This window comes from Bacteroides sp. Ga6A2 (assembly GCF_000702225.1).
GTDB lineage: Bacteria > Bacteroidota > Bacteroidia > Bacteroidales > Bacteroidaceae > Ga6A1.
Genome location: NZ_JNKX01000013.1, coordinates 105,861 through 126,960 on the forward strand (window position 1 = coordinate 105,861; position 21,100 = coordinate 126,960).

Here is a 21,100-nt window from a genome sequence, read left to right on the forward strand (position 1 = left end):
TTAAATTAACGTATATTTATAGATTATACAAAACGCACTAAAAAATCCCACGAAGAAGCCTACGATTATCTGTCCAAGCGAGTGCTGGCGCAGAATCATTCGGCTTGTGCCCAACATACCTGCAAATATTATTGCACAGCACATCCACCACGTCATGTTGTATTCGAACGACATGCTGAGTGGAATAAGTCCGCCTATCAGTCCGCCGATGCCAGCCATGTGTGTGCTGATTTTCCACCAAAGGTTGATGGTTATGCAGATTACAAGAACAATCAGTCCTGCCATTATTATTGCGCTCAGAAAGCGTGGCATTGCCAAACTGTACATCAGGTAAAGACATGCAATATAGCATGTTATGGTAAGCAGATAAGGTACAACGCGGTTTTCGCGCTTGCTTGCCTGACGGAGAGTCCAGCCGTTCATCTTTCGGTACAGAAGAATGGCGAATTTTGGCAGAATTATTGTAAAGCTTGCAACCATGCCGAGTACAACAAGGCGGAAGCCAAGCGTAAGCAGGCTCAGATAACTGAATGTGAATAAAATTGCAAAAGCCAGCAACGGCACACACAGTGGTGTGAACATCGTTGATACGAACTTTGCTGTTGTGATTAAGTGTTTATCGCTCATCATCTTTTTATGTTTTTTCGTACGCTGGCAATAGGATAACCCAGTTGTGTACGGTGTTTTGCCACAGTGCGCCGAGCAAGTACAATGCCCTTTTCCTTTAATTTTTCAACAATCTCTTCGTCCTTGTAAGGATTTTCGGTGTTCTCGTTATCAATAATTTCTTTTATCGCGCTGAATACATCTTGAATAGTCTTGCTCTCGTTGTCGTTTGATGTATAAGTGCGTGAATAAAAGTATTTTAGCGGAAGAATCTGACCGTCGAGCGTCTCAACGAAACGAATGTTGCTTACTCGCGAAACGGTTGATATGTCGAGATTTGCAAGTTTTGCCACATCTTCCAGAATCATCGGCTTCAGTTTTGTTTCGTCACATTCAACGAAGAAATCTTTCTGAAGGTCGAAGATTGCCTTCATCGTCTTGTAGAGAGTTAGTTCTCTCTGTCTGAGCATCTCTATGAGGTTTCGCGCGTTCTCAATCTTTTGCTTTTTGTTGTTGAGCCACTGCTTGTCCTGCTTGCTCTTGTCCTTCTTTTCCTCGATGTACTTAATTTCTCTCTGAACCTCGGGATTAAGTTGAACCTGCGGAATGTGACTGTCGTTAAGCACGACGTAAACTTCACCTTCCGAGTTTTCTTTTATGATGAAATCGGGCTCGGCAAGTGCGCTTCCGTGGTCGGCAAGTCCTTCTTCAGAACTTAGCGGAGCTGGAATGAAGCGCGTGATGTGCTGTCTGATTTTGTTACGCGTTTCGTCGTCAATCTTGAGGCGTTGCTGAATGATGTCCCATCGCTGGTGCAGAAAATCGTCGTACATCTTTTCGAATATTGCGATGATGTATTTTCGCAGAGATTCTTTCTCGGCGGTGTCGGCATGCATTCGTTGCGCCTGAATAAGCAGACTTTCCTGATAACTCCGCGCGCCAACTCCGGCTGGGTCGAACTCCTGAAGAGTCTCAATCATGTCGAGAATATCGTCTTCCGAAGCGTTTATGTTCTGCTCAACATTCAGTTCGTACGATAGTTTGTTGAGCGGCGTAAGCAGAAGTCCGTTATTCTCGAGCGAGCCGATGATGTATCGCAGAATAGTGCTTTCTTTTTCTGTCAGATTGTATTCGCCCATCTGCTCAACTAGGAGGTCTATTTTCGAGTTCTCGTTGTCTGGCTCAGAGCGATATGAACTCTTTTCCGAGTCGCCCGTCGTACCCTTCGACAGCGGTTCGCCGTCATCGTCCTTCATGTATTCGTCAACGATGTCGTCCTTCTCCTTTATATCCTCGCTAACCGTGTCGCCGTAGTTGTCGGGCACATTGTCGTTATCGTTCTGATTACAAAGAGCTTCGTTTTCATCAACAGCGTTCTTCACCCACTCTTCCATACCTGCCGACGGTATTTCAAGAAGGTGGGCGAATTGAATCTGCTGTGGGCTTAGAATCGTGGTCTGTTTCTGTACCAGCCCTTGCCTTATTTCTGCTCCTTGTTTCATACAATGTGCAAAGATAGTGCAATTTTTAGTAATTGAAACTACTGCCGCCTAAGAATTCTCTTAGAAGTGATGTAGGAGGAAGATTTTTGCCTTCGATGCTTCGGATGTTAAGCAAGAATCTGAACAGGCGGAACGCATCGGCATACTCAGGAGAGTTCTCTGGCACGTTGATGAGCGCAGGAATAGCCTGATTGCGGATTACGGCAAGTTCGAACAGAAGTGCGCTGTTGAACATGGCGTCGGCATTCTCTTGATAAGGGAAAATCCACTTGTCCTCGCCTGCTCTTACGCTCGGCCAGCGGCGTATTGTCTCCTGAGCCGGACAGCCGCGGTATTTTGTGTCGCGGATGATGCGGCGTAGCAGACGGTTGTCGGTAGTTGGAATATAGTTGTGCTCGTCGAGCAGGATAGATGTAAGGGCAGACACATATACGCGGAACTTGTTCTCTTCTGGAATCTGCGATGTCAGTTCGGGATTAAGTCCGTGTATTCCTTCAAGCACGAGGATGTTGTTCTCGTTCATCTTTATTTTCTTGCCCTTGAACTCACGCTCACCTCTTTCGAAATTGTATGTTGGAATCTCAATCTCCTTACCGTCAATAAGTTCTTGCAACTGTTTGTTGAAGAATGGAAGGTCGAGTGCGTAGAGCGATTCAAAGTCGTAGTCGCCTTTCTCATCCTTCGGAGTCTGCTCGCGGTTCACGAAGTAGTCGTCGAGCGATATTGCTATCGGGATTATTCCGTTTACTGCCAGTTGCACGCTAAGACGCTTGCTGAATGTTGTCTTTCCGCTTGATGACGGACCGGCGATGAGGATAACCTTAACGTTTCCGCGAGCAACAATCTGGTCGGCAATCAGCGAGATTTTCTTTTCCTGAATAGCCTCGCTCACGGTTATTAACTGACTTGTAAAGCCCTGTTCACAGGCTATGTTAAAATCGCCAATTGTGCTGATGTTAAAGATTTCCTGCCTCTCGTGATGCTCCTTGAACAGTTTGAACATCTTGTCCTGTCTGATGATGTTTGGCAGCTTGCTCGGATTCTTTGGGTCGGGAGTGCGCACAAGTAATCCGTCGTAGTACGAATCTATTGCATAAAGATTCACCATTCCGGTTGAAGGCAGAAGCGAGCCGTAGTAGAAATCTACATAGTCGCCTAACTTGTGATAGGCTGACATAACGCTCTTTATTGATTTCAGAAGTTTTACCTTGCTCATCAGTCCGCGCTCCTCGAACAACTTTATAGCCTCTTCGGTTGTACATTCTATGCGCTCGATAGGAATGTTGGCATCGATAACCTTCTGCATCTCGGTGCGGATTGTGGCGATGTCGTCTTCGGTAATGGCACGACCGATTACCAGTCGGCAGTAAATTCCTTTCGAAACAGGATTTTCAATAATTATACGTCCGTCTGGAAAAATATCAGAAACAACCTTGCACAGAATCATCAGCACGGTACGAGTATATGTTCGCAGAGCCGAAGGGTTGGTAAGGTCGAGAAACTTTACGAGTTTATCTTTGTAACACTCGTAAACAAGCGATTTTTCCTTGTTGTTAACTATGGCACTTATTGGTCCGTATTCCATATTCAGACCAGTTGCCTTGTATATGTCCATCAGATTGCTGCAAATCGGAACTTCGAAAGTTTTGCCGTTATTAACGCAGTGGATTTTAATATTACGGTTCATCAATAAAATGGTTTTATTCTTTAGTTTTCAAATTTTGCGAGTGAAATTATAAAATAAAATTGAAAATTGCACTATCTTTGCCGAGATTTTTTTGTATGAACAGTCTAAATCCTAACATAGAAACCGACAGTCTGACTGGCGCACACCATTTAGAGCGCCTCGATTCGGCTGAGCTTGCATACATAAAGGCTATGCAAGACAGGGCTTATCGCGACAGTATGGCAAATCTGCCGTCGTCAGGTCCGCTGATTAACATTGTCGAGAAGCACGATTCTATTCAGAATCTGCACGTTCAGGTAGGAAAACTGAAGACTTATTACAAAGATAACTACTTTTCAAACAGCGAGTTCTATACCGAGGCAAAGGCTTCGAACATCGACGGAATGTCGGGCGACCCTGTGCACTATCATCTTATGGCCGATGATGCCATAACGACTATTGTTCTGATGTGCTTCTTCCTTCTGTCGCTCGTTTTTGCCAACGGAAAGCGTTTTCTGCTTCAGCAGATAAAGGAATTTAATGTTGTCAGAGAGAGATCGAGCATCTTCTCAATACACAGCGGTTCGGAACTACGATTCCAGATGTTCCTTACCTGCCAGACGATATTCATCCTTGCTGTTCTGTTCTTTGACTATACGATGGACAGTTTTCCCGAGGTGTTTCAGAATACATCGCCATACGTTCTTCTTGGAATAAACACGGGAGTATGCATTGCGTATTTCTTCTTCAAGTTCTCAATTTACTCGTTCGTTAACTGGGTTTTCTTCGAGCGTCAGAGACGAAGAATATGGCTTGAGTCGTACTGGCTCGTAGTGTCGTTGACTGGACTCGTAATGTTCCCGCTCCTGCTTCTTATTGTGTATTTCGACCTCTCGATTAAAAATGCATTTATATACCTGTCGATAAGTTGGATTTTATCCAAAATGATGCTGTTTTACAAGGCTTATAGCATCTTTTTTAGCAAAAAAGGCGGTATTTTGTATTTAATTATGTACTTTTGCGCACTCGAACTGATGCCGGCTGCCTTTTTGTGGCAGGCTTTGGTGTTAGCAAATAATAGTTTGATTATAAAAAATTAAATGAAAGTAAGTAAGATACTTGTTTCGCAGCCTAAACCAACTTCGGAGAAGTCACCCTACTTCGATATTGCTGCAAAACACGGGGTCGAGATTGTATTCCGCCCCTTCATTAAGGTAGAGGCCGTTACTCCGAAGGAGTTCCGCCAGCAGAAAATTTCCATACCCGACTACACTGCTATAGTTTTTACTTCACGTCATGCAATCGACCATTTCTTCGGACTATGTCAGGAAATGCGTATTGAAGTACCCGAAACGCTGAAGTATTTCTGCATTACAGAAACCATAGCATTGTATATCCAGAAGTATGTACAGTACCGCAAGCGCAAGGTATTCTTCGGAAAAACCGGAAAGATTGACGACCTTCTTCCATCTATGATAAAGCACAAGACAGAGAAATTCCTTATACCTATGTCAACTGTTCACACCGACGATATTGCCAACATGATGGAAAGCAATGGTCTTAGCCATGCCGAAGCCGTTATGTACCGCACCGTGAGCAACGACTTTACCGAGGATGAGGCTTTCGACTACGACATGCTGCTGTTCTTCAGCCCTGCCGGAATCGACTCTCTGAAGAAGAACTTCCCAGACTTCAAGCAGAACGATATAGCCATTGCAACATTCGGACCTACAACGGCAAAGCACGCAAAGGATTCTGACCTTCGCGTTGATGTTGAGGCTCCAACAAAGGAATGTCCGTCAATGACTGCAGCGCTCGACAAATTCTTGTCAGAACTGAAGTAGTTTGATGAACAAACTTAACGGATTTTGTAAAGAGGAACGCCTCTGCAGCAAGAAACTGATAGAAGAACTGTTCTCGAGTGGCAGCAAGTCTGTATCAGTTCACCCGATACGGGCTGTGTATCGGATAGGCAGATATTCGTCTGATGCAACGGTCTCTGTAATGATGTCGGTATCGAAAAGGCATTTTCACAATGCCGTAGACCGCAACAGGGTTAAGAGACAACTGCGCGAGTCGTACCGACTGCAAAAGTCTGTTTTACTGAAGGCATTCAAAACGCATCCCGAAGACCGCATGATAATTTCCTTCATCTGGCAGGATGATAAGAAATACGACACCGAGGCGGTTATGAACAAGATGAAGGTGGTGCTTCAGATATTGGCAGAAAAGGTTGCAAAGAAATACAGCCTTGACGAGAAAAATAAGGATGAACAAGGTAATTAGAATAGTAAAGAAGGTGCTGTCGCAGTGCCTTCTTTATCCTATATATTTCTACCAAAGGGCAATATCGCCGCTTCTGCCACCTTCGTGCAGATTCACGCCAACGTGTTCGCAATATGCCGTCGAGGCTATACGCAAGCATGGTCCGTTCTACGGATTGTATCTTGCCATCAGGCGCATACTTAGATGCCATCCTTGGGGAGGCAGCGGATACGACCCTGTGCCATAAGTTAAAGACTATGAATGTTTTATACGATATACATACCCATAACGACTGCGATTATGAGAATGTTATATCCGTACGCAATGTATTTGTTTCGAACAGCATTCCAACCGAGTTGCCGACGCTTTACAGCGCATCGGTTCACCCGTGGTATGTTGGTCGCGACTGGAAGAAACTTCTGGAAGAAAACACTGGCATGATTGAGAAGTCCGCTTTCATTGGTGAGTGCGGACTGGATAAACTACGCTCGCATCTTGACATAGACGAGCAGATTCTTCTGTTTTCAGAGATGGCGCAGATTGCCGAACGTATAGGTAAGCCGATGATAATACATTGTGTAAAGGCTTTCTCCGAACTTCTCGAGGTTCATAAGCAGATAAATCCGTCTGTTCCGTGGATTATCCACGGGTTCAGAGGAAAGCCGCAGCAGATGAATCAGCTTATATCCAAGGGAATGTATATCAGTTTCGGAATAAATTTCAATGCCGAGAGCCTTGCCTTGTGCCCAACAGACAAAATTCTGCTGGAGACCGACGAATACGACGGAAGCGTTCTGGATGTGTATTGCAAGGCTTCGGAAGTAACGCATATTCCCTTAGAAACTCTCGTTCAATTTATTGCACATAATTATTTGGAAGTGAAGAAATAAAGTCGTATTTTTGCACGTGATAATGTAAAAAACAATAAAAATAAAATAACTCATTCGATGAATTTTGTTGAAGAATTAAAGTGGAGAGGTATGCTCCATACAATGATGCCGGGTACAGACGCACTTCTTGAAAAAGAAAACATAGCCGGCTACGTGGGTTTTGACCCTACTGCCGATTCTCTTCATATTGGTCACCTTTGCAGTATTATGATTCTCCGTCATTTCCAGAAGGCTGGTCACAAGCCTATCGCCCTCGTTGGCGGTGCAACTGGTATGATTGGCGACCCTTCGGGCAAGAGCACAGAGCGTAACCTGCTTACCGAGGAGACACTCCGCCACAATGTTGAGTGTATAAAGAAGCAGCTTTCAAAGTTCTTGGATTTCGACAGCGATGCTCCAAACAAGGCCGAACTTGTAAACAACTACGACTGGATGAAGGGCTATTCGTTCCTCGATTTTGCTCGCGAGATTGGCAAGCACATCACCGTAAACTATATGATGGCAAAGGACAGCGTGCAGAAGCGTCTTAACGGCGAGGCTCGCGACGGCTTGTCTTTTACAGAATTCACATACCAGCTTCTTCAGGGCTACGATTTCCTTCACCTTTACAAAGAGAAGAACTGTAAGCTTCAGATGGGCGGTTCGGACCAGTGGGGTAACATCACTACCGGAACAGAACTTATCCGCCGTACACTTGGCGCAGAGGCTGAGGCTTTCGCTCTTACTTGTCCGCTTATAACAAAGGCTGATGGAACAAAGTTTGGTAAGACCGAGGGCGGAAACATCTGGCTTAACCGCGAATATACATCGCCTTACACATTCCTTCAGTTCTGGCTCAACGTGAGCGACGAGGACGCAAAGCGATACATCAAGATATTCACAAACCTCGGCAAGGAAGAGATTGATGCCCTTATTGCAGAGCACGACGAGGATCCGGGTCAGCGTAAGCTTCAGAAGCGACTTGGCAAGGAAATCACCGTTATGGTTCACTCTCAGGAAGATTACGAGGCTGCTTTGGAGGCAAGCAACATCTTGTTTGGCAAGGCAACAAAAGACAGTCTTCTGAAACTCGACGAGCAGACTCTTCTTTCTGTGTTCGACGGCGTTCCGCAGTTCGAGGTTTCTAAGGATTTGATTTCGGCAGGCGTTAAGGCTGTTGACCTTTTGGCTGAGCACACACAGTGCTTTCCATCAAAGGGCGAGATGAGAAAGATGGTTCAGGGCGGCGGTGTTTCTTTGAACAAGGAAAAACTCACAGCGTTCGACCAGACAATTACTTCGGACGACCTTCTAAACGGCAAGTATCTGCTTGTTCAGAAGGGTAAGAAGAATTACTTCCTGCTCATTGCGAAATAAAAGAAAATAGGCAAGAATATTTTGCTATATAAAGAAATAGTATTATTTTTGCACCCGATTCTTCCAAAAAAGGGAAGTTCATAGTGATTGTGCTATGGTGTAATGGCAGCACTAGAGTTTTTGGTTCTCTCAGTCCAAGTTCGAATCTTGGTAGCACAACCTCAGAAAAAGTCAGTTTGTTTTTACAAATTGACTTTTTTTGTGCCCACACGAAACTAAAAATGTAATCTATACTTGCCAATTTTTGAGAAAAATTTATTGCGTTTCAAAATTGTTTTAATATATTTGCAACAAACAATGTTTATATAAAATAAATAGAAATGAATAAGTTTTTGAATTTTTCACTCGAAGGTAAGGTAGCTTTGGTTACTGGTGCTTCTTACGGTATTGGTTTTGCCATTGCATCTGCATTTGCAGAGCAGGGTGCAACAATCTGTTTCAACGATATCAATCAGGAGTTGGTTGACAAAGGTCTTGCTTCTTACAAGGAGAAGGGCATCAACGCTCACGGCTTTGTTTGCGACGTAACAAACGAGGAAGCTGTACAGAAGATGGTTGCTACAATCGAGAAGGAGATTGGCACTATCGATATTCTTGTAAACAACGCTGGTATCATCCGCCGCATCCCAATGCACGAGATGGAGGCTGCTGATTTCCGTCGTGTTATCGATATCGACCTTAACGCTCCATTTATCGTTGCAAAGGCAGTTCTTCCTTCAATGATGAAGAAGCGTGCTGGTAAGATCATCAACATCTGCTCTATGATGTCTGAGCTTGGTCGCGAGACAGTTTCTGCTTATGCAGCAGCAAAGGGTGGTTTGAAGATGCTTACTCGTAACATCTGTTCAGAGTACGGCGAGTACAACATCCAGTGTAACGGTATCGGCCCGGGCTACATCGCTACTCCACAGACTGCACCTCTTCGCGAGAAGCAGGCTGACGGCAGCCGTCACCCATTCGACTCATTCATCTGCGCAAAGACTCCAGCTGGCCGTTGGTTGGATCCACAGGAACTTACAGGTCCTGCTGTATTCTTGGCTTCTGAGGCTTCAAATGCAGTGAACGGTCACATCCTTTATGTTGATGGCGGTATCCTTGCATACATCGGCAAGCAGCCTAAGTAAAAAAGTCTAAAAAAAGATATTTTTTATATACAGGCGGCAGCGGGGATTTGATGTTTCCGTTGTCGCTTTTTTGCTTTTCTGAATTTATGAAGATACAAGTTTCATTCTTGCTTGTGGGCGCAATTTTTGCAGCGTGCTCGCAACCTCGCACATCAATAGATGTGAAGATTACGAACAAGTTAGACACTTTGCGCAGCAACGAACTGGTTGAGATTCCGTTCAAGCAGATAATAGACGAGTTTGGAGAGAGCGATTCCGTTCAGTTTGTCATCGTTGACAAGGACGGAAAGGAAGTGCCGTACCAGATTTCGTACGACGAGAATGTAATCTTTCCGGTTAGTGTCGGAGCGAATTCGTCGGTTGTATATACCATCAGGCACGGCATTCCGAAGACGATTGAGCCACGCGTTCAGGGGCATTTCTATGCCTTCAGAAACGACGACATAACTTGGGAGAATGAACTTGCGATATACCGATGCTTCGGCCCTACTCAGCAGATGACGAAGGAGCCGAAATACGGTTACGACTATTGGTGCAAGGATACGACCGACCTTGTGAGCGAGGACAGGTATATAAGGGCTTCAGACCCCGAACTGCAAAGCCGTATCGACCTGCTCGAAACGAAGGGACAGATTCGCAAGGCAAAGGCTCTGAAGGATTCGATGGATTTCTATCACGACCACGGAAACGGTCTCGACTGCTTTAAGGTAGGTCGCACGCTCGGCTTGGCTGGCACGGCTCTGATGGCAGATTCGGTTACTCTTATTCCGTCTAATGCTTACAGCACTTACGAGATTCTGGACAATGGTCCGCTGCGATTCACCGTCGCGCTTACTTATCCGCCTATGAAGGTTGATGGCGATTCTTCAATCATCGAAAAAAGAATAATATCGCTCGATGCGGGATGCTATTTCAACAAGGTTCAACTATCGTTCGGCAATCTGAAGGAAGTGAAGAACATCTGCACGGGAATTGTGCTTAACGGAAGGCGCAGAAACAAGATTGAGGGCAGCGTTGACGACGGATTCATGGCTTTCAGATATCGCACGCAGAATTATCCGAAAACGGGCGACATCTATACTGGCGCAATCTTTGTTCACCCGGTTCTGAGCATTGAGGAAAATCTGTTTAAGACAAGCAAGCAGAGGGCAGAGCACGATGGCAATTTCGGCTATCTGCAAGCCATCTCGCAATACACTCCGGGCGACAGTTTTGTGTATTATTTCGGGGCTTCGTGGAGCAAATACGGATTAAAGTCGTTCGACGAATGGGTAGAGCACATAAGGCAGTTTAACCGCCGACTTATAACGCCGCTGAAAGTATCGATTGTGGAGAAGAAATAGGAAAAAATAAACGCTGAGCCGTAAATTTGCGACTCAGCGTTTTTATTTCTTATGGCATAGGTTTCAAGCCCTCCCATATTACGTTCCATTTTCCGTTTTTCGGGAATCCCGGATTCTCGGTGTTGCAGCCGTCCCAGCCAGCGCACATCAGCGCGACGGTGGTAAGGAGTCCGCCGTTTCCCGGAAGGTATATTCTCAGACGTTCGTCCTGATAGTTATGTCCGCTTACGAGATAGGTGTTTGTACGGTTGTCGAGAAGTATTGCCTCGATGGCTTTCTCTGGCTCTCCCAATCGTGTTGCGTTCATGGCAACCATCGGATAATCCCATCCCCAAGTTTTGTTCCAGTTCCAGTTGGCAATAACCCAGTCGAGCGTTTTCAGCATGCAATTTTTGTTTATCAGATTGTTCATTGGCAATATTCCAACAGCGCCGAGAAGGGCTGGGTGGTCGGATGTGCATCTGATGTCTGAATAAGTTTCTGTTGCGCTTTCGGCTGCGAGATAGAGGCTGTCGCTATTGAATGCCAGAGGCGAGAGTTTCTCAACAAGTTTGTCCCATTCTTTTATGCGAGGCTCGCCGTTCTCTTCTCTCCAGCGGTTGGCAACTTGCATTGCGTAGTGCCAGTATGAAAGTTCGAAAGGAGGATTTACGGTTACGGCAGCCTTTAGTGTTTCTTGTGCCGGGATGCAGCCTTTCAGAATGTAGCGGTCGTGAGCCTTGTCGTAATCGGCAAACGAATACATGAATTTTGCTGTTTCCTGAACAAGATTGTAATATTCGTCCTTGATTGCCTTGTCCTTGCTGTTGCGGTAGAGCAGTTCGGCAAGATAGATAAGGTGCGGCTGTTGCCAGATAAGGAAACTTCCAACGTTGCTTGGAGCCTCGAGACCGTCGGGGTCGGTCATTTTCATCCATCTAAGTCCGTCAAAGCCTTGACGACGAGCTATTTCGGTTGCAATAGGCGCAACTTTGTGATACCAATGAAGCGAGTGTGTCAGTTTCTCGGGGTGATTCCAGAGAGCGAATTGCGCCTGATGCCACCAAATCATTTCGAGGTGGAATTTGCCGTACCACGAGTTATATGTCAGTCCTGTTTCCTGTGGCGGAGTATCGCCAGCGCAGTTTATCGCCAGCAGATACTGACTCAAGACGACGCGACGTTCAAGTTCCTTTGCGCGAGGGTCGGTACATTTCGAGAAATCTACGATTGCTCCCTTCTGCCAGTAATCTTTCCAATATTCGGCAGATTTTGCGAAAGTCTGCTTTGCGTCGTCAGATTTTGCATCTGGCTTCTTCTCTGAAAATTCGCATGTTATGCTGAATGAATCATCTTTTGGAGAAAGAATGAACTTGTTTCTGCCTTTTCTTGAAAGTTCTGCATTTCCTGTCCACTTCAGAGTGACGAAGTATTTTGTGGCATCGATGCTGCGCTCAAAAACGGCATAGTTCGATTTCTGCTCAATGATTTCGGTGTTGTGCTTGTCGTCGGCGTTCCAGTTGCTGGCATCGTCGCAATGACCGCCTGTTGCGTAAGGAAAACGCAGGCACAGCGGGGTGTGAGCCTTGTTTGAAATCTGTGCAGCAACCATGTCATCATCGGGGTGACACGCCGTGGCTACGCTGTATTTCTGACCGTTCCAATTGTATTCGCTCTTTATCGTGCCCGAGTAGAGGTCGAGTCTCTGTTTGATATTCTCGGGCATCGTGCCCTTCATTTCAGAAGCGTCGAAACCCAATGTTCCGAGGTGCAGACGATGAGGATTTACGCGGAGATAGTTGCATGCGTCTTGCTGCCGTCCGCCTTCTTTAAACTGACAGGCATACAATTCTTTATGTCCGTGAAAGTCGAATTCTTTCAGAACATCGTCGAGTTTGTAATCGCCCGTGTTCTCAAAACTATGCCAGCCCCAGTCGCTCATCGTTCCGAGCGGAACGCCGTTGCTGAATTTCTCAGGAAAAGTCTGCAATCCGGTGGCATCAACGGTGAAGGCGAATCCTCCGTTGCCAACAGAAAGCGATGAAAGACTGTCGTTTTTTGTTACTATAGGCGAGTTGCGTTGCAATAGTGCCACTCTGTTTATTTTGCCTGTTGTTTTACTGCCTTCGCTTGCTGTAATTGCAGCCGGAAATAATAGCGCAGTTAGAAGATAAATTAATTTTTTCATTATAGTTTCGTAGGTTATGAAAACTTAGTGCGGCAAAAATAATAAAAAAATCAATATCCCTATCTGTTGGCATTGCTTAGTTTTTGATGCGTAAAGTGGCTATTTTGACAGAATAAAAAAACAGAAAAGGAAGTGACCTCACGGCGACTTCCTTTTTATTCTGTACCAGTGTTAAAGGCAAAAAGATTGTCCTAGGATAACGGTTGCAAATATAACGTGTTTATATTCAAATACAAAAGTTTTTATTATGCCTTGCAACATCTTTTTTCCTTATTTTGTTTAAACTCTGCCTTTTTAACTTTTATTCACATTTCGTTGTTGACATTCTTTTTGCTGACGGCATCTGTAAAAATGAAACTCGACTTTACAATTTTTGGCGCACTCCGAAAGCAAAAAAGAAAAAATAAGCACGTTACAGATTTTTTTATGTTATATTTGCAAAAACAACATTGGCTTATGAAGATTTTGATTACAGGTGCCAGCGGTTTTATTGGAAGTTTTTTGGTAGAAGAGGCACTAAGGAAAGGGTTTGATACTTGGGCTGGAGTGCGAGGCACCAGCAGCAGAGAGTATCTGAAGGATGCCGACATAAATTTTGTGGAACTGAACTTTGCTGATAAGGTTGTACTTCGTCAACAATTACAGAACTTTAAGGAGGAGCACGGAACGTGGGACTACATAGTTCACGCTGCCGGAGCGACAAAGTGCAGGTTCAAGCGCGATTTCTATGCGGTAAACTATTACGGAACAAAGCATTTTGTCGATGCCCTCAAGTCGCTTGGCATGATGCCAAAGCAGTTCATCTACATCAGCACGCTCAGCGTCTTCGGCGCGATACACGAGAAGGATTATGCTCCTATCTCTTCCGCCGATGCTCCGAAACCAAACACGGCATACGGCGCAAGCAAGTTGCAGAGCGAACAGTACATCAAGAGCCTTGCCGACGTGCCGTACGTCATCATGCGCCCTACGGGAGTGTACGGCCCGCGCGAGAAGGACTATTTCATCATGGCAAAGAGCATAAAGCAGCATATCGATTTCTCCGTCGGATATTCAAGGCAAGACATCACCTTCGTGTATGTTAAGGATTTGGTAAAGGCTATCTTCCTTGCCATAGACAAGCAGGTTGTGCGCCGCGAGTATTTCGTATCAGACGGAAGAGTGTACACAAGCCGCACGTTCAGCGACCTGCTTCAGCACGAGATTGGCAACCGCTTTGTTCTGCACATCTGTGCGCCCGTGTGGTTTTTGTGGATTGTGTCGCTCGTCTCTACATTCATGGCAAGGCTGAGAGGCACTACAACCACTCTGAATCTCGACAAATACAAGATTCTGAAGCAACGAAACTGGCAATGCGACATAAAGCCGCTTGTTGATGAACTTGGATATGCGCCCGACTATATCTTGGACGAAGGCGTTAAGGAAACTGTTGAATGGTATAAAAAAGAAGGATGGCTATAAAGACATTTGTTGACAAAGAAGAGAATCCTCGCGAAGGATTGCTTTTGATTGAGAAGGCGATGCTTGCCTATCTGGCTTTTACGCTCGTTCTCGTAATCGTTTTTTGGAATAGTATAAACGCTCCGCTGATGCAGGTGGCAAACCGGGGATTGATTCTGGCAATGACCGTGGGATTGTGGCTCTTGTACCGCAAGTTTCCTTGCAAGGTTACCAGATATGCGCGCTCCATTGCCCAGTTCACGCTGCTGCCTTACTGGTATTCGAATACATACGACTTTAACTGTCTTCTGCCCAACCTCGACCACATCATGGCATTGGCAGAGCAGAGCATCTTCGGGTGTCAGCCGGCCTATGTGTTCAGCCAAGTGTTTACGGGCAGTTTCTGGAGCGAGGCTTTCAACCTTGGATATGTAGCCTACTTCCCCATGATAATGGCAACCGAGTTGTACTATCTCTTCGGTCGCACGCACAAGTTCGAGCGCGCCGCCTTTGTTGTCATGGCATCGTTCTTTATCTATTACGTCGTGTTCATCTTCGTGCCTGTGGCAGGACCGCAGTATTACTATTGTGCTATAGGGCTCGACAGCGTGGCACAGGCTAACTTTGTTGATGTGGGCAACTATTTCGCATCGCATACCGAGATGCTCACCGCACCGGGCGACAGCGACGGATTGTTCTACAACCTCGTCCTTGGCTCGCAGAATGCAGGCGAACGACCAACAGCGGCGTTCCCGAGTTCGCACGTCGGAATATCGACAATACTGATGCTCATCTGCCTGCGCGACAAGCAGTACAAGATGGTCTTCATCCTGCTGCCGTTCTACATTCTGCTATGCTGTGCCACAGTCTACATTCAGGCACACTATCTTATAGATGTTATTGGCGGATGGATAAGTGCGGTGCTGGTTTACGCGCTCACGGCTCGTCTTTACAAGATGTATGCCAAATAAAAATTTGAAAAAAGTATGACGTTTGGAAAATAATACTTTTCTTTGTAGAAACTAAAATTTATGACAATATGGGAAAAAGTGGTAAGAAAGCAGGCAAACGCCTGACTAAGAAAGAGTTGGTAGACCGCCTTACGGCGATGTTCCTTGCCAATGTGGGAACGGTCTATTCGTTGAAAGATATTTCCCGTGAACTGAATCTCACAACGCATCCTTTGAAAATGCTTTGTGCAGATATTCTTAATGATATGACTCAGGAAGGCTTTCTGATAGAGCAGCCTTACGGAAACTTCCGCTTTAACAGCACATCTTTGGTGTTCGAGGGGCAGTTTGTGCGCAAGTCTAACGGCAAGAACTCCGTCATCCCCGACGATGGCAGCGAGCCTGTCTTTGTGGCAGAGCGCAATTCGCTCCATGCCATGAACGGCGATACCGTAAAGGTTTCGTTGTCGGCATTCCGCAAGGGACACACCAAAGAGGGAGCGGTAATCGAGATAGTAAAGCGTGCCAAGGATACATTCGTAGGAAAGTTGCAGGTAAACAAGCAATACGCCTTTCTGCTTACCGAGTCGGCAAATCTTGCCAACGATATTTTTATTCCGATGGATAAGCTTGCCGGCGGAAAGAACGGCGACAAGGCACTTGTGCGCGTGGTTGAGTGGCCTACGGAGGCAAAGAACCCGATAGGCGAGGTGATTGACATTCTTGGCGAGGCTGGCGACAACAACACCGAGATGCACGCCATCCTTGCCGAATACGGACTTCCGTACAAGTATCCTGAGGCTGTTGAGGCTGCGGCAGACAAGATTTCGGCAGAAATTACAGCCGAGGATTATGCCGAGCGCGAGGACTTCCGCGATGTTACTACGTTTACCATCGACCCTCACGATGCCAAGGACTTCGACGATGCGCTCTCAATCCGAAGCATCGGCGACGGACTGTGGGAGGTTGGCGTGCATATTGCCGATGTTTCGCACTACGTTAAGGAAGGCGACATAATAGACCGCGAGGCTGTTGAACGTGCAACGAGCGTCTATCTTGTTGACCGTACCATACCAATGCTTCCTGAGCGGTTGTGCAACTTCATCTGCTCTCTCCGTCCCGACGAGGAGAAACTGGCATATTCGTGCATCTTTACCATAACCGACAAGGGCGACGTAAAGGATTACAGAATTGTCCACACGGTTATAAAGAGCAACCGCCGCTTTACTTACGAGGAAGCTCAGGCTATCCTTGAGGCAAACGGCTCGGCAAATCCAGAAGACTTGAAGATTGGCGGTTCTGCCATCAAGCCCGACATGAAGATTGACTGGACCGAGAAAGACGGTCTGAAGGGCGAATATGCGCTCGAACTGGTTACTCTTAACCGACTGGCCAAGATTTTCCGCGAGAAGCGTTTCAGCAACGGTGCGATAGACTTTGACCGCTGCGAAGTGCGCTTCGACATCGACGAGAAGGGCAAGCCGGTAAGCGTTTACTTTAAGTATGCCAAGGATGCCAACAAACTTGTTGAGGAGTTTATGCTTCTGGCAAACCGCACGGTGGCAGAGCACATAGGCCGCGTGCCAAAGGGCAAGACTGCCAAGGTGTTCCCTTATCGTATTCACGACCTTCCAGACCCCGACAAACTCGACAATCTCTGCCAGTTTGTGGGTCAGTTCAACTATAAACTGAAGACAACAGGCAGCAAGACCGATGTTGCCAAGAACATAAACAAACTTCTTAGCGAGGTTAAGGGCAAGCGCGAGCAAGGCGTTGTTGAGATTGTAGCCCTCCGCACCATGCAGAAGGCGCGCTATTCAACCCACAACTGCGGACACTACGGCCTGGCGTTCGACTATTATACGCACTTTACATCGCCAATACGCCGTTATCCCGACACGATGGTTCACCGCTTGCTAACAAAGTATGCCAACGGCGAGCGTTCGGTTTCGCAGACCAAGTACGAGGATTTGTGCGAGCATAGTTCGGCTATGGAGCAACTTGCGGCAAGTGCCGAGCGCGCCAGCATTAAGTACAAGCAGGTTGAGTTTATGGGCGAGCGAATGGGACAGGAGTTTGATGGAACGATTAGTGGCGTTACCGAGTGGGGACTCTATGTTGAATGTAACGAGAACAAGTGCGAGGGCATGATTCCGATGCGCGAACTTGACGACGACTACTACGAGTTTGACGAGCGCAACTACTGCATACGCGGCCGCCGCACACACCGCATATACACGCTTGGCGACCCTGTACGCATAAAGGTTGCAAAGGCAAACTTGGAGCGCAAGCAGCTCGACTTTGAAATTGTTCACTACGAGGGCGAGGAGGTTCGCACAACGCCTTTTTATACGGGCAAGAAGACAAGCCTCACTCCGAAGGAGAAGATTGCCAACCACAAGAAGGCTAAGAAAGACAAGAAAGGACACTCGAAGAGCGCAGGCAAGAAGGGTGGAAAGAAGAAGTCGAAACACTAAAAACGGAGCGCACAGACGATGAAAGAATCGATGAGAAAACTGAAGGTTACGGAGATGAACCGCATCAGTACCGACGAGTTTAAGCAAAGCCGGAAGATGCCTCTGGTGGTGGTTCTCGACCATGTAAGAAGCCTCTACAACGTAGGCTCGGTATTCCGCACGGGCGATGCCTTCAGAATAGAAAAGATAATGCTTTGCGGCATCACGGCCACGCCGCCGCATCCCGAGATTCACAAGACGGCTCTCGGTGCCGAGGATTCGGTTGAGTGGGAATACTTCAGCGACACGCCCGATGCCGTTGCTGCCCTGAAGGCGCAGGGCTACAAAGTGTTCAGCGTTGAGCAGGTAGAGCACAGCACGTCGCTCGAGACTATAAAACTTGATGCCGGCGAGAAATATGCCGTTATAATGGGCAACGAGGTTAAGGGCGTTCAGCAATGTGTTGTAGACAGTTCGGACGCTTGCCTCGAGATTCCGCAGTTTGGAACAAAACATTCTATGAATGTGAGTGTTACGGCTGGCATCGTGATATGGGAGTTTGCAAAACAACTGATTTTGAAATAAACAGAAAGGCAGTCTGATGAGGCTGCCTTTTGTGTGTGCGTTATAGTAAATTGTCCAAAGTGTCAAGAAGTCCGAAAGGATTCTTTTTGAAATCATTCAGTTCTTCTTTTGTATTATTGGCTGGTATGGGATTTTCTTTATTGCCTCGTTGGCAACAAGTGCCGTGACCGTGGTGATGACGAAGGCGATGGCTGCTACGACGAATTTGGCGTAGAGTGGTGCTGTCGTGAGGTCGTAGGCACATAAGGCGGAGAGGAGTATCTTGACGCATCCGATGACGTAGTTTTGGAAAGCAAGGATTGGCACTCCTGCTGCCTTTATACGGGTTATCCACTTGACGGGTGTTCCTGGTGTCAGCACATGTGGGAGAAGATAGTGCTGGAAGCATATTCCCAAGGTGTGCCAAATAAAGAATACGGATGCAAAGTGGATGTTAAAGTAATTGATGTCTATGAATGAGGAAAAGGCTGTGATACATACGCTTATCAACAAGAGAACCGAGAGAGGCAACTTTTTGCGAATGATGTAGGTGGTGCCTTGTATGACGAGCAACGTAACGATGAACCATAGTGGTGCTGCCACTAAGTTTGGCTGTCCCGTTACAAGTTCTGTCAGAGGGTCGTACCATTGTGCCTCAAGGTCTTCGACGCTGGCATGATAGCGACCGAAGAACACCCATAGCAGGTAGAAGGCCATATAGCAAACGAGCGATGGCAATGTGAGCCTGTGAAACTGCCTTGCTACGAAATCCTTTGCCGTAAGCCTGTCGGAATGGAACAGGCTTCCTGAGATGAAGAAGAACAGCGCTACGCCTATATACCAGAAGATGTTGTCGGTGCCTGCCTCGAAACGTGGCGGCGTGTGAAACCACACGATATAGATGATGGAGAACAGCCAAAGTTTGTCTATGAACGGATAGTGTGCAGTCTTTGTCATACGAATATAATCTGTTTTAGCGTTCAGTTGTTTACCTTCAATGCTTTCAGAATCGGCTTGTGCTTATCCGTTGCTCGGAAACTTTCACAAGCCTATTGTGTGTCAATGGTGCAAGCACCTTTTGCTCAATGTATGGCGGGGTGGCATCCCATTGCTTGGCAAAGGCACGAAGGGCTGGTACTTGTACTCCTATCAAAAATGTCTTTGGGAACAACGGGTGTCAGTTTTGCCAGAAATGCAGCATAGTCCTTGTCCTGAAGTTCGAAGAGTCTTTCTTGTAGGTGTGTCAGTAACATTAGCGGTTAGTGTCTTCTCCTACAATTTCTCCGGCATGTTTCTCGCTGAACTCACGGTTAATGTCGGCAAGTTCACGAAGCCCGAGAATGTAGTCGTCGTAAATGTCAGACAAGTCCTGTCCGTCACAGTCGCCCGAACTATAATTCAGCGATTCCTGTACAATTTGCTTACGCTCCTCTAATGTTGTGTCTTTAATCAATAAACTTTTCATTGCTTTAGTTTTTTTAAGATTGTGAGTTCCGTAATTTTCAAGTTATAATTATAGAAACTTTAAAAATTCCGCAGCACTTTAGTTTAACATTCTTTATAATATCCTGAGCAACAGAATGTTGCCGAGGGTTTGGCCATATCAGAAATTTCACTTACCTTGGTGCTGCAATATAAAGCAACTGAAATTATCAATGGCCATGGCAAAGGTAAGCAAAAAAATCTGAGAAAGTCACCGCTTTTGGCGGAATAATATTCGTTTTGGGCAAATTTGACTCTATCTACGAATGTGAGCGTAACGGCTGGCATCGTGATATGGGAGTTTGCAAGACAACTGATTTTGAAATAAACAGAAAGGCAGTCTGATGAGGCTGCCTTTTGTGTTTCTGATATATCCGAATGTTTATTCTAAAAAGTACAATCTATCGCAATATGTCTGCAAAGCATTAAATGCTATTAGTTTGCCCTCATATTCGACGAAATAAACTCGCATGCACATCCCTAAACTACCATCGTGGTCAAAAAGATCCCAAATGTTGTTAACCTTTGGGTACATTTTGCTTATTTTTGGATGTCGAAACCAATCGTAAACAGATATAACAACGGGATAGTCTGATTCTTTAAAATGATGATCTAAAAAAAGAAGCAAGTCATCTTCCTCCACATCGAGGGGTTTGTCGAATTTTACATGTTCAAGTGGCGCATAGTTATAATGCCCGTAAAGTTTTTCGATATCTTGTAATGTTAACCCCTTGACTTGGAAATCGTTGATATCTGCATATCTGTTCAGACCAACAATCTTTACAGAATCAACGCATTTTGCCTCTTCCACCCACTTCTTGACAGATTTTTCGGGCTGGGTACATGCTGTTAATAGCAGTAAAATTGAAAATATTGCTTTATTCATTCTTTAAATATGGTTAAGTATCTGAGTTTACAGAAAAAACGTTCGTCAGTTATTGCACTACTGTCCGGAATATTTATGCAATTATGCAAAACCGTCAAAAAGCGACAACAGGCGCATGTCTTCGTCTACCGTATCGGTCATGTCGATTTTGCTGAACAGTTCCGTCAATGGTATCTGCTCTAAAAGTACAAGACCTATGGCTTGGGAGAAGATGTAAAGTTCCTGCTCAATATTATAGACCTTGCGGGCAATAAGCAAAAGCAGATAGTCGCATACGGCAATCCAAATTTGTGTGAATACTGCATTCTGGCTGGTTCCGAAGAACGATTTTATGCGCAGATGCTGCTTTATCCACTTGAAGAACAACTCTACCTGCCAGCGTTCACGGTACAGCTCTGCAATC

20 protein-coding genes are annotated in these 21,100 nt (G+C 45.9%); 12 read left to right on the forward strand and 8 right to left on the reverse strand.

The window, feature by feature from the left end; all coding sequences use genetic code 11:
- The 3 genes from T538_RS0104020 to T538_RS0104030 are packed head-to-tail and all read right to left on the reverse strand — an operon-like array spanning nucleotide 1 to nucleotide 3,795.
- Complete coding sequence (locus tag T538_RS0104020; protein WP_231497060.1) at nucleotides 1–630, reverse strand: hypothetical protein; 630 nt, start codon at nucleotides 628–630, stop codon at nucleotides 1–3.
- Entirely contained in the window at nucleotides 627–2,108 is a 1,482-nt protein-coding gene (gene rpoN, locus T538_RS0104025) for an RNA polymerase factor sigma-54 (RefSeq protein ID WP_081834852.1), read from the reverse strand. Before rpoN ends, T538_RS0104020 begins: the two co-directional genes overlap by 4 nt.
- A gap of 25 nt (nucleotides 2,109–2,133) precedes the next feature.
- Nucleotides 2,134–3,795: a nucleoside kinase gene (locus tag T538_RS0104030; RefSeq protein WP_031532302.1), complete on the reverse strand. Its 1,662-nt coding sequence runs from the start codon at nucleotides 3,793–3,795 to the stop codon at nucleotides 2,134–2,136.
- 95 nt (nucleotides 3,796–3,890) lie between these two features.
- Between T538_RS0104030 and T538_RS0104035 the strand changes: the two genes are divergently transcribed.
- The 8 genes from T538_RS0104035 (at nucleotide 3,891) to T538_RS0104075 (ending at nucleotide 10,752) form a co-directional block, all read left to right on the forward strand.
- Nucleotides 3,891–4,874 carry a DUF4271 domain-containing protein gene (locus T538_RS0104035; RefSeq protein WP_051655865.1) on the forward strand — a complete coding sequence of 328 codons (984 nt, stop codon included), beginning with the start codon at nucleotides 3,891–3,893 and terminating at the stop codon, nucleotides 4,872–4,874.
- Nucleotides 4,875–5,618, forward strand: coding sequence for a uroporphyrinogen-III synthase (locus tag T538_RS0104040; protein ID WP_031532304.1), 744 nt, complete (start codon nucleotides 4,875–4,877; stop codon nucleotides 5,616–5,618).
- 4 nt (nucleotides 5,619–5,622) lie between these two features.
- Nucleotides 5,623–6,060, forward strand: coding sequence for a ribonuclease P protein component (locus T538_RS0104045; RefSeq protein WP_031532305.1), 438 nt, complete (start codon nucleotides 5,623–5,625; stop codon nucleotides 6,058–6,060).
- A complete protein-coding gene (yidD, locus tag T538_RS0104050) occupies nucleotides 6,044–6,286 on the forward strand; it encodes a membrane protein insertion efficiency factor YidD (protein ID WP_031532306.1) in 243 nt (80 codons plus the stop codon). Before T538_RS0104045 ends, yidD begins: the two co-directional genes overlap by 17 nt.
- A 10-nt stretch (nucleotides 6,287–6,296) precedes the next feature.
- Nucleotides 6,297–6,929 carry a TatD family hydrolase gene (locus T538_RS17005; RefSeq protein ID WP_051655866.1) on the forward strand — a complete coding sequence of 211 codons (633 nt, stop codon included), beginning with the start codon at nucleotides 6,297–6,299 and terminating at the stop codon, nucleotides 6,927–6,929.
- A gap of 57 nt (nucleotides 6,930–6,986) precedes the next feature.
- Nucleotides 6,987–8,285: a tyrosine--tRNA ligase gene (gene tyrS, locus T538_RS0104060; protein ID WP_031532308.1), complete on the forward strand. Its 1,299-nt coding sequence runs from the start codon at nucleotides 6,987–6,989 to the stop codon at nucleotides 8,283–8,285.
- Between the two features lie 320 nt (nucleotides 8,286–8,605).
- Entirely contained in the window at nucleotides 8,606–9,409 is an 804-nt protein-coding gene (locus T538_RS0104070; protein WP_031532309.1) for a gluconate 5-dehydrogenase, read from the forward strand.
- An 86-nt stretch (nucleotides 9,410–9,495) separates the two neighbouring features.
- Nucleotides 9,496–10,752 (forward strand): DUF4861 family protein, encoded by a 1,257-nt coding sequence (locus T538_RS0104075; protein WP_031540826.1) that lies wholly within the window; start codon nucleotides 9,496–9,498, stop codon nucleotides 10,750–10,752.
- A 49-nt stretch (nucleotides 10,753–10,801) separates the two neighbouring features.
- Here T538_RS0104075 and T538_RS0104080 read toward each other — a convergent pair whose 3' ends face one another.
- A complete protein-coding gene (locus T538_RS0104080) occupies nucleotides 10,802–12,919 on the reverse strand; it encodes a hypothetical protein (RefSeq protein ID WP_031532311.1) in 2,118 nt (705 codons plus the stop codon).
- A 426-nt stretch (nucleotides 12,920–13,345) separates the two neighbouring features.
- On the opposite strand from T538_RS0104080, the gene T538_RS0104085 reads away from it, so the two are divergent.
- From T538_RS0104085 to T538_RS0104100, 4 genes are all read left to right on the forward strand, one after another.
- Entirely contained in the window at nucleotides 13,346–14,380 is a 1,035-nt protein-coding gene (locus T538_RS0104085) for an NAD-dependent epimerase/dehydratase family protein (protein ID WP_231497061.1), read from the forward strand.
- Nucleotides 14,371–15,330, forward strand: coding sequence for a phosphatase PAP2 family protein (locus T538_RS0104090; protein WP_031532313.1), 960 nt, complete (start codon nucleotides 14,371–14,373; stop codon nucleotides 15,328–15,330). The genes T538_RS0104085 and T538_RS0104090 overlap by 10 nt, the downstream gene beginning before the upstream one ends.
- Before the next feature lie 68 nt (nucleotides 15,331–15,398).
- Nucleotides 15,399–17,786 (forward strand): ribonuclease R, encoded by a 2,388-nt coding sequence (gene rnr / locus T538_RS0104095; protein WP_081834855.1) that lies wholly within the window; start codon nucleotides 15,399–15,401, stop codon nucleotides 17,784–17,786.
- 30 nt (nucleotides 17,787–17,816) lie between these two features.
- On the forward strand, nucleotides 17,817–18,350 hold the full coding sequence (locus T538_RS0104100) for an RNA methyltransferase (RefSeq protein WP_031532315.1): 534 nt from the start codon (nucleotides 17,817–17,819) through the stop codon (nucleotides 18,348–18,350).
- Between the two features lie 96 nt (nucleotides 18,351–18,446).
- On the opposite strand, the gene T538_RS0104105 is transcribed toward T538_RS0104100, so the two are convergent.
- From T538_RS0104105 to T538_RS18790, 4 genes are all read right to left on the reverse strand, one after another.
- On the reverse strand, nucleotides 18,447–19,286 hold the full coding sequence (locus tag T538_RS0104105; protein WP_031532316.1) for an acyltransferase family protein: 840 nt from the start codon (nucleotides 19,284–19,286) through the stop codon (nucleotides 18,447–18,449).
- 295 nt (nucleotides 19,287–19,581) lie between these two features.
- Nucleotides 19,582–19,794: a hypothetical protein gene (locus tag T538_RS0104115; RefSeq protein ID WP_031532317.1), complete on the reverse strand. Its 213-nt coding sequence runs from the start codon at nucleotides 19,792–19,794 to the stop codon at nucleotides 19,582–19,584.
- A gap of 399 nt (nucleotides 19,795–20,193) precedes the next feature.
- Nucleotides 20,194–20,697 (reverse strand): hypothetical protein, encoded by a 504-nt coding sequence (locus tag T538_RS0104120; protein WP_031532318.1) that lies wholly within the window; start codon nucleotides 20,695–20,697, stop codon nucleotides 20,194–20,196.
- Nucleotides 20,698–20,778: 81 nt separating this feature from the next.
- Nucleotides 20,779–21,100: IS4 family transposase (locus T538_RS18790; protein WP_031532319.1), on the reverse strand; the 322-nt coding region annotated here is incomplete at its 5' end.

Coding starts and splice junctions, on each gene's coding strand:
- T538_RS0104020 (WP_231497060.1), bottom strand. CDS start 630: ATGATGAGCGATAAACACTTAATCACAACAGCAAAGTTCGTATCAACG.
- T538_RS0104100 (WP_031532315.1), top strand. CDS start 17,817: ATGAGAAAACTGAAGGTTACGGAGATGAACCGCATCAGTACCGACGAG.
- T538_RS0104075 (WP_031540826.1), top strand. CDS start 9,496: ATGAAGATACAAGTTTCATTCTTGCTTGTGGGCGCAATTTTTGCAGCG.
- T538_RS0104080 (WP_031532311.1), bottom strand. CDS start 12,919: ATGAAAAAATTAATTTATCTTCTAACTGCGCTATTATTTCCGGCTGCA.
- T538_RS0104105 (WP_031532316.1), bottom strand. CDS start 19,286: ATGACAAAGACTGCACACTATCCGTTCATAGACAAACTTTGGCTGTTC.
- T538_RS0104090 (WP_031532313.1), top strand. CDS start 14,371: ATGGCTATAAAGACATTTGTTGACAAAGAAGAGAATCCTCGCGAAGGA.
- yidD (WP_031532306.1), top strand. CDS start 6,044: ATGAACAAGGTAATTAGAATAGTAAAGAAGGTGCTGTCGCAGTGCCTT.
- T538_RS0104115 (WP_031532317.1), bottom strand. CDS start 19,794: ATGAAAAGTTTATTGATTAAAGACACAACATTAGAGGAGCGTAAGCAA.
- T538_RS0104085 (WP_231497061.1), top strand. CDS start 13,346: ATGTTATATTTGCAAAAACAACATTGGCTTATGAAGATTTTGATTACA.
- tyrS (WP_031532308.1), top strand. CDS start 6,987: ATGAATTTTGTTGAAGAATTAAAGTGGAGAGGTATGCTCCATACAATG.
- T538_RS0104035 (WP_051655865.1), top strand. CDS start 3,891: ATGAACAGTCTAAATCCTAACATAGAAACCGACAGTCTGACTGGCGCA.
- rnr (WP_081834855.1), top strand. CDS start 15,399: ATGGGAAAAAGTGGTAAGAAAGCAGGCAAACGCCTGACTAAGAAAGAG.
- T538_RS0104045 (WP_031532305.1), top strand. CDS start 5,623: ATGAACAAACTTAACGGATTTTGTAAAGAGGAACGCCTCTGCAGCAAG.
- T538_RS0104120 (WP_031532318.1), bottom strand. CDS start 20,697: ATGAATAAAGCAATATTTTCAATTTTACTGCTATTAACAGCATGTACC.
- T538_RS0104040 (WP_031532304.1), top strand. CDS start 4,875: ATGAAAGTAAGTAAGATACTTGTTTCGCAGCCTAAACCAACTTCGGAG.
- T538_RS0104070 (WP_031532309.1), top strand. CDS start 8,606: ATGAATAAGTTTTTGAATTTTTCACTCGAAGGTAAGGTAGCTTTGGTT.
- T538_RS0104030 (WP_031532302.1), bottom strand. CDS start 3,795: ATGAACCGTAATATTAAAATCCACTGCGTTAATAACGGCAAAACTTTC.
- T538_RS17005 (WP_051655866.1), top strand. CDS start 6,297: ATGAATGTTTTATACGATATACATACCCATAACGACTGCGATTATGAG.
- rpoN (WP_081834852.1), bottom strand. CDS start 2,108: ATGAAACAAGGAGCAGAAATAAGGCAAGGGCTGGTACAGAAACAGACC.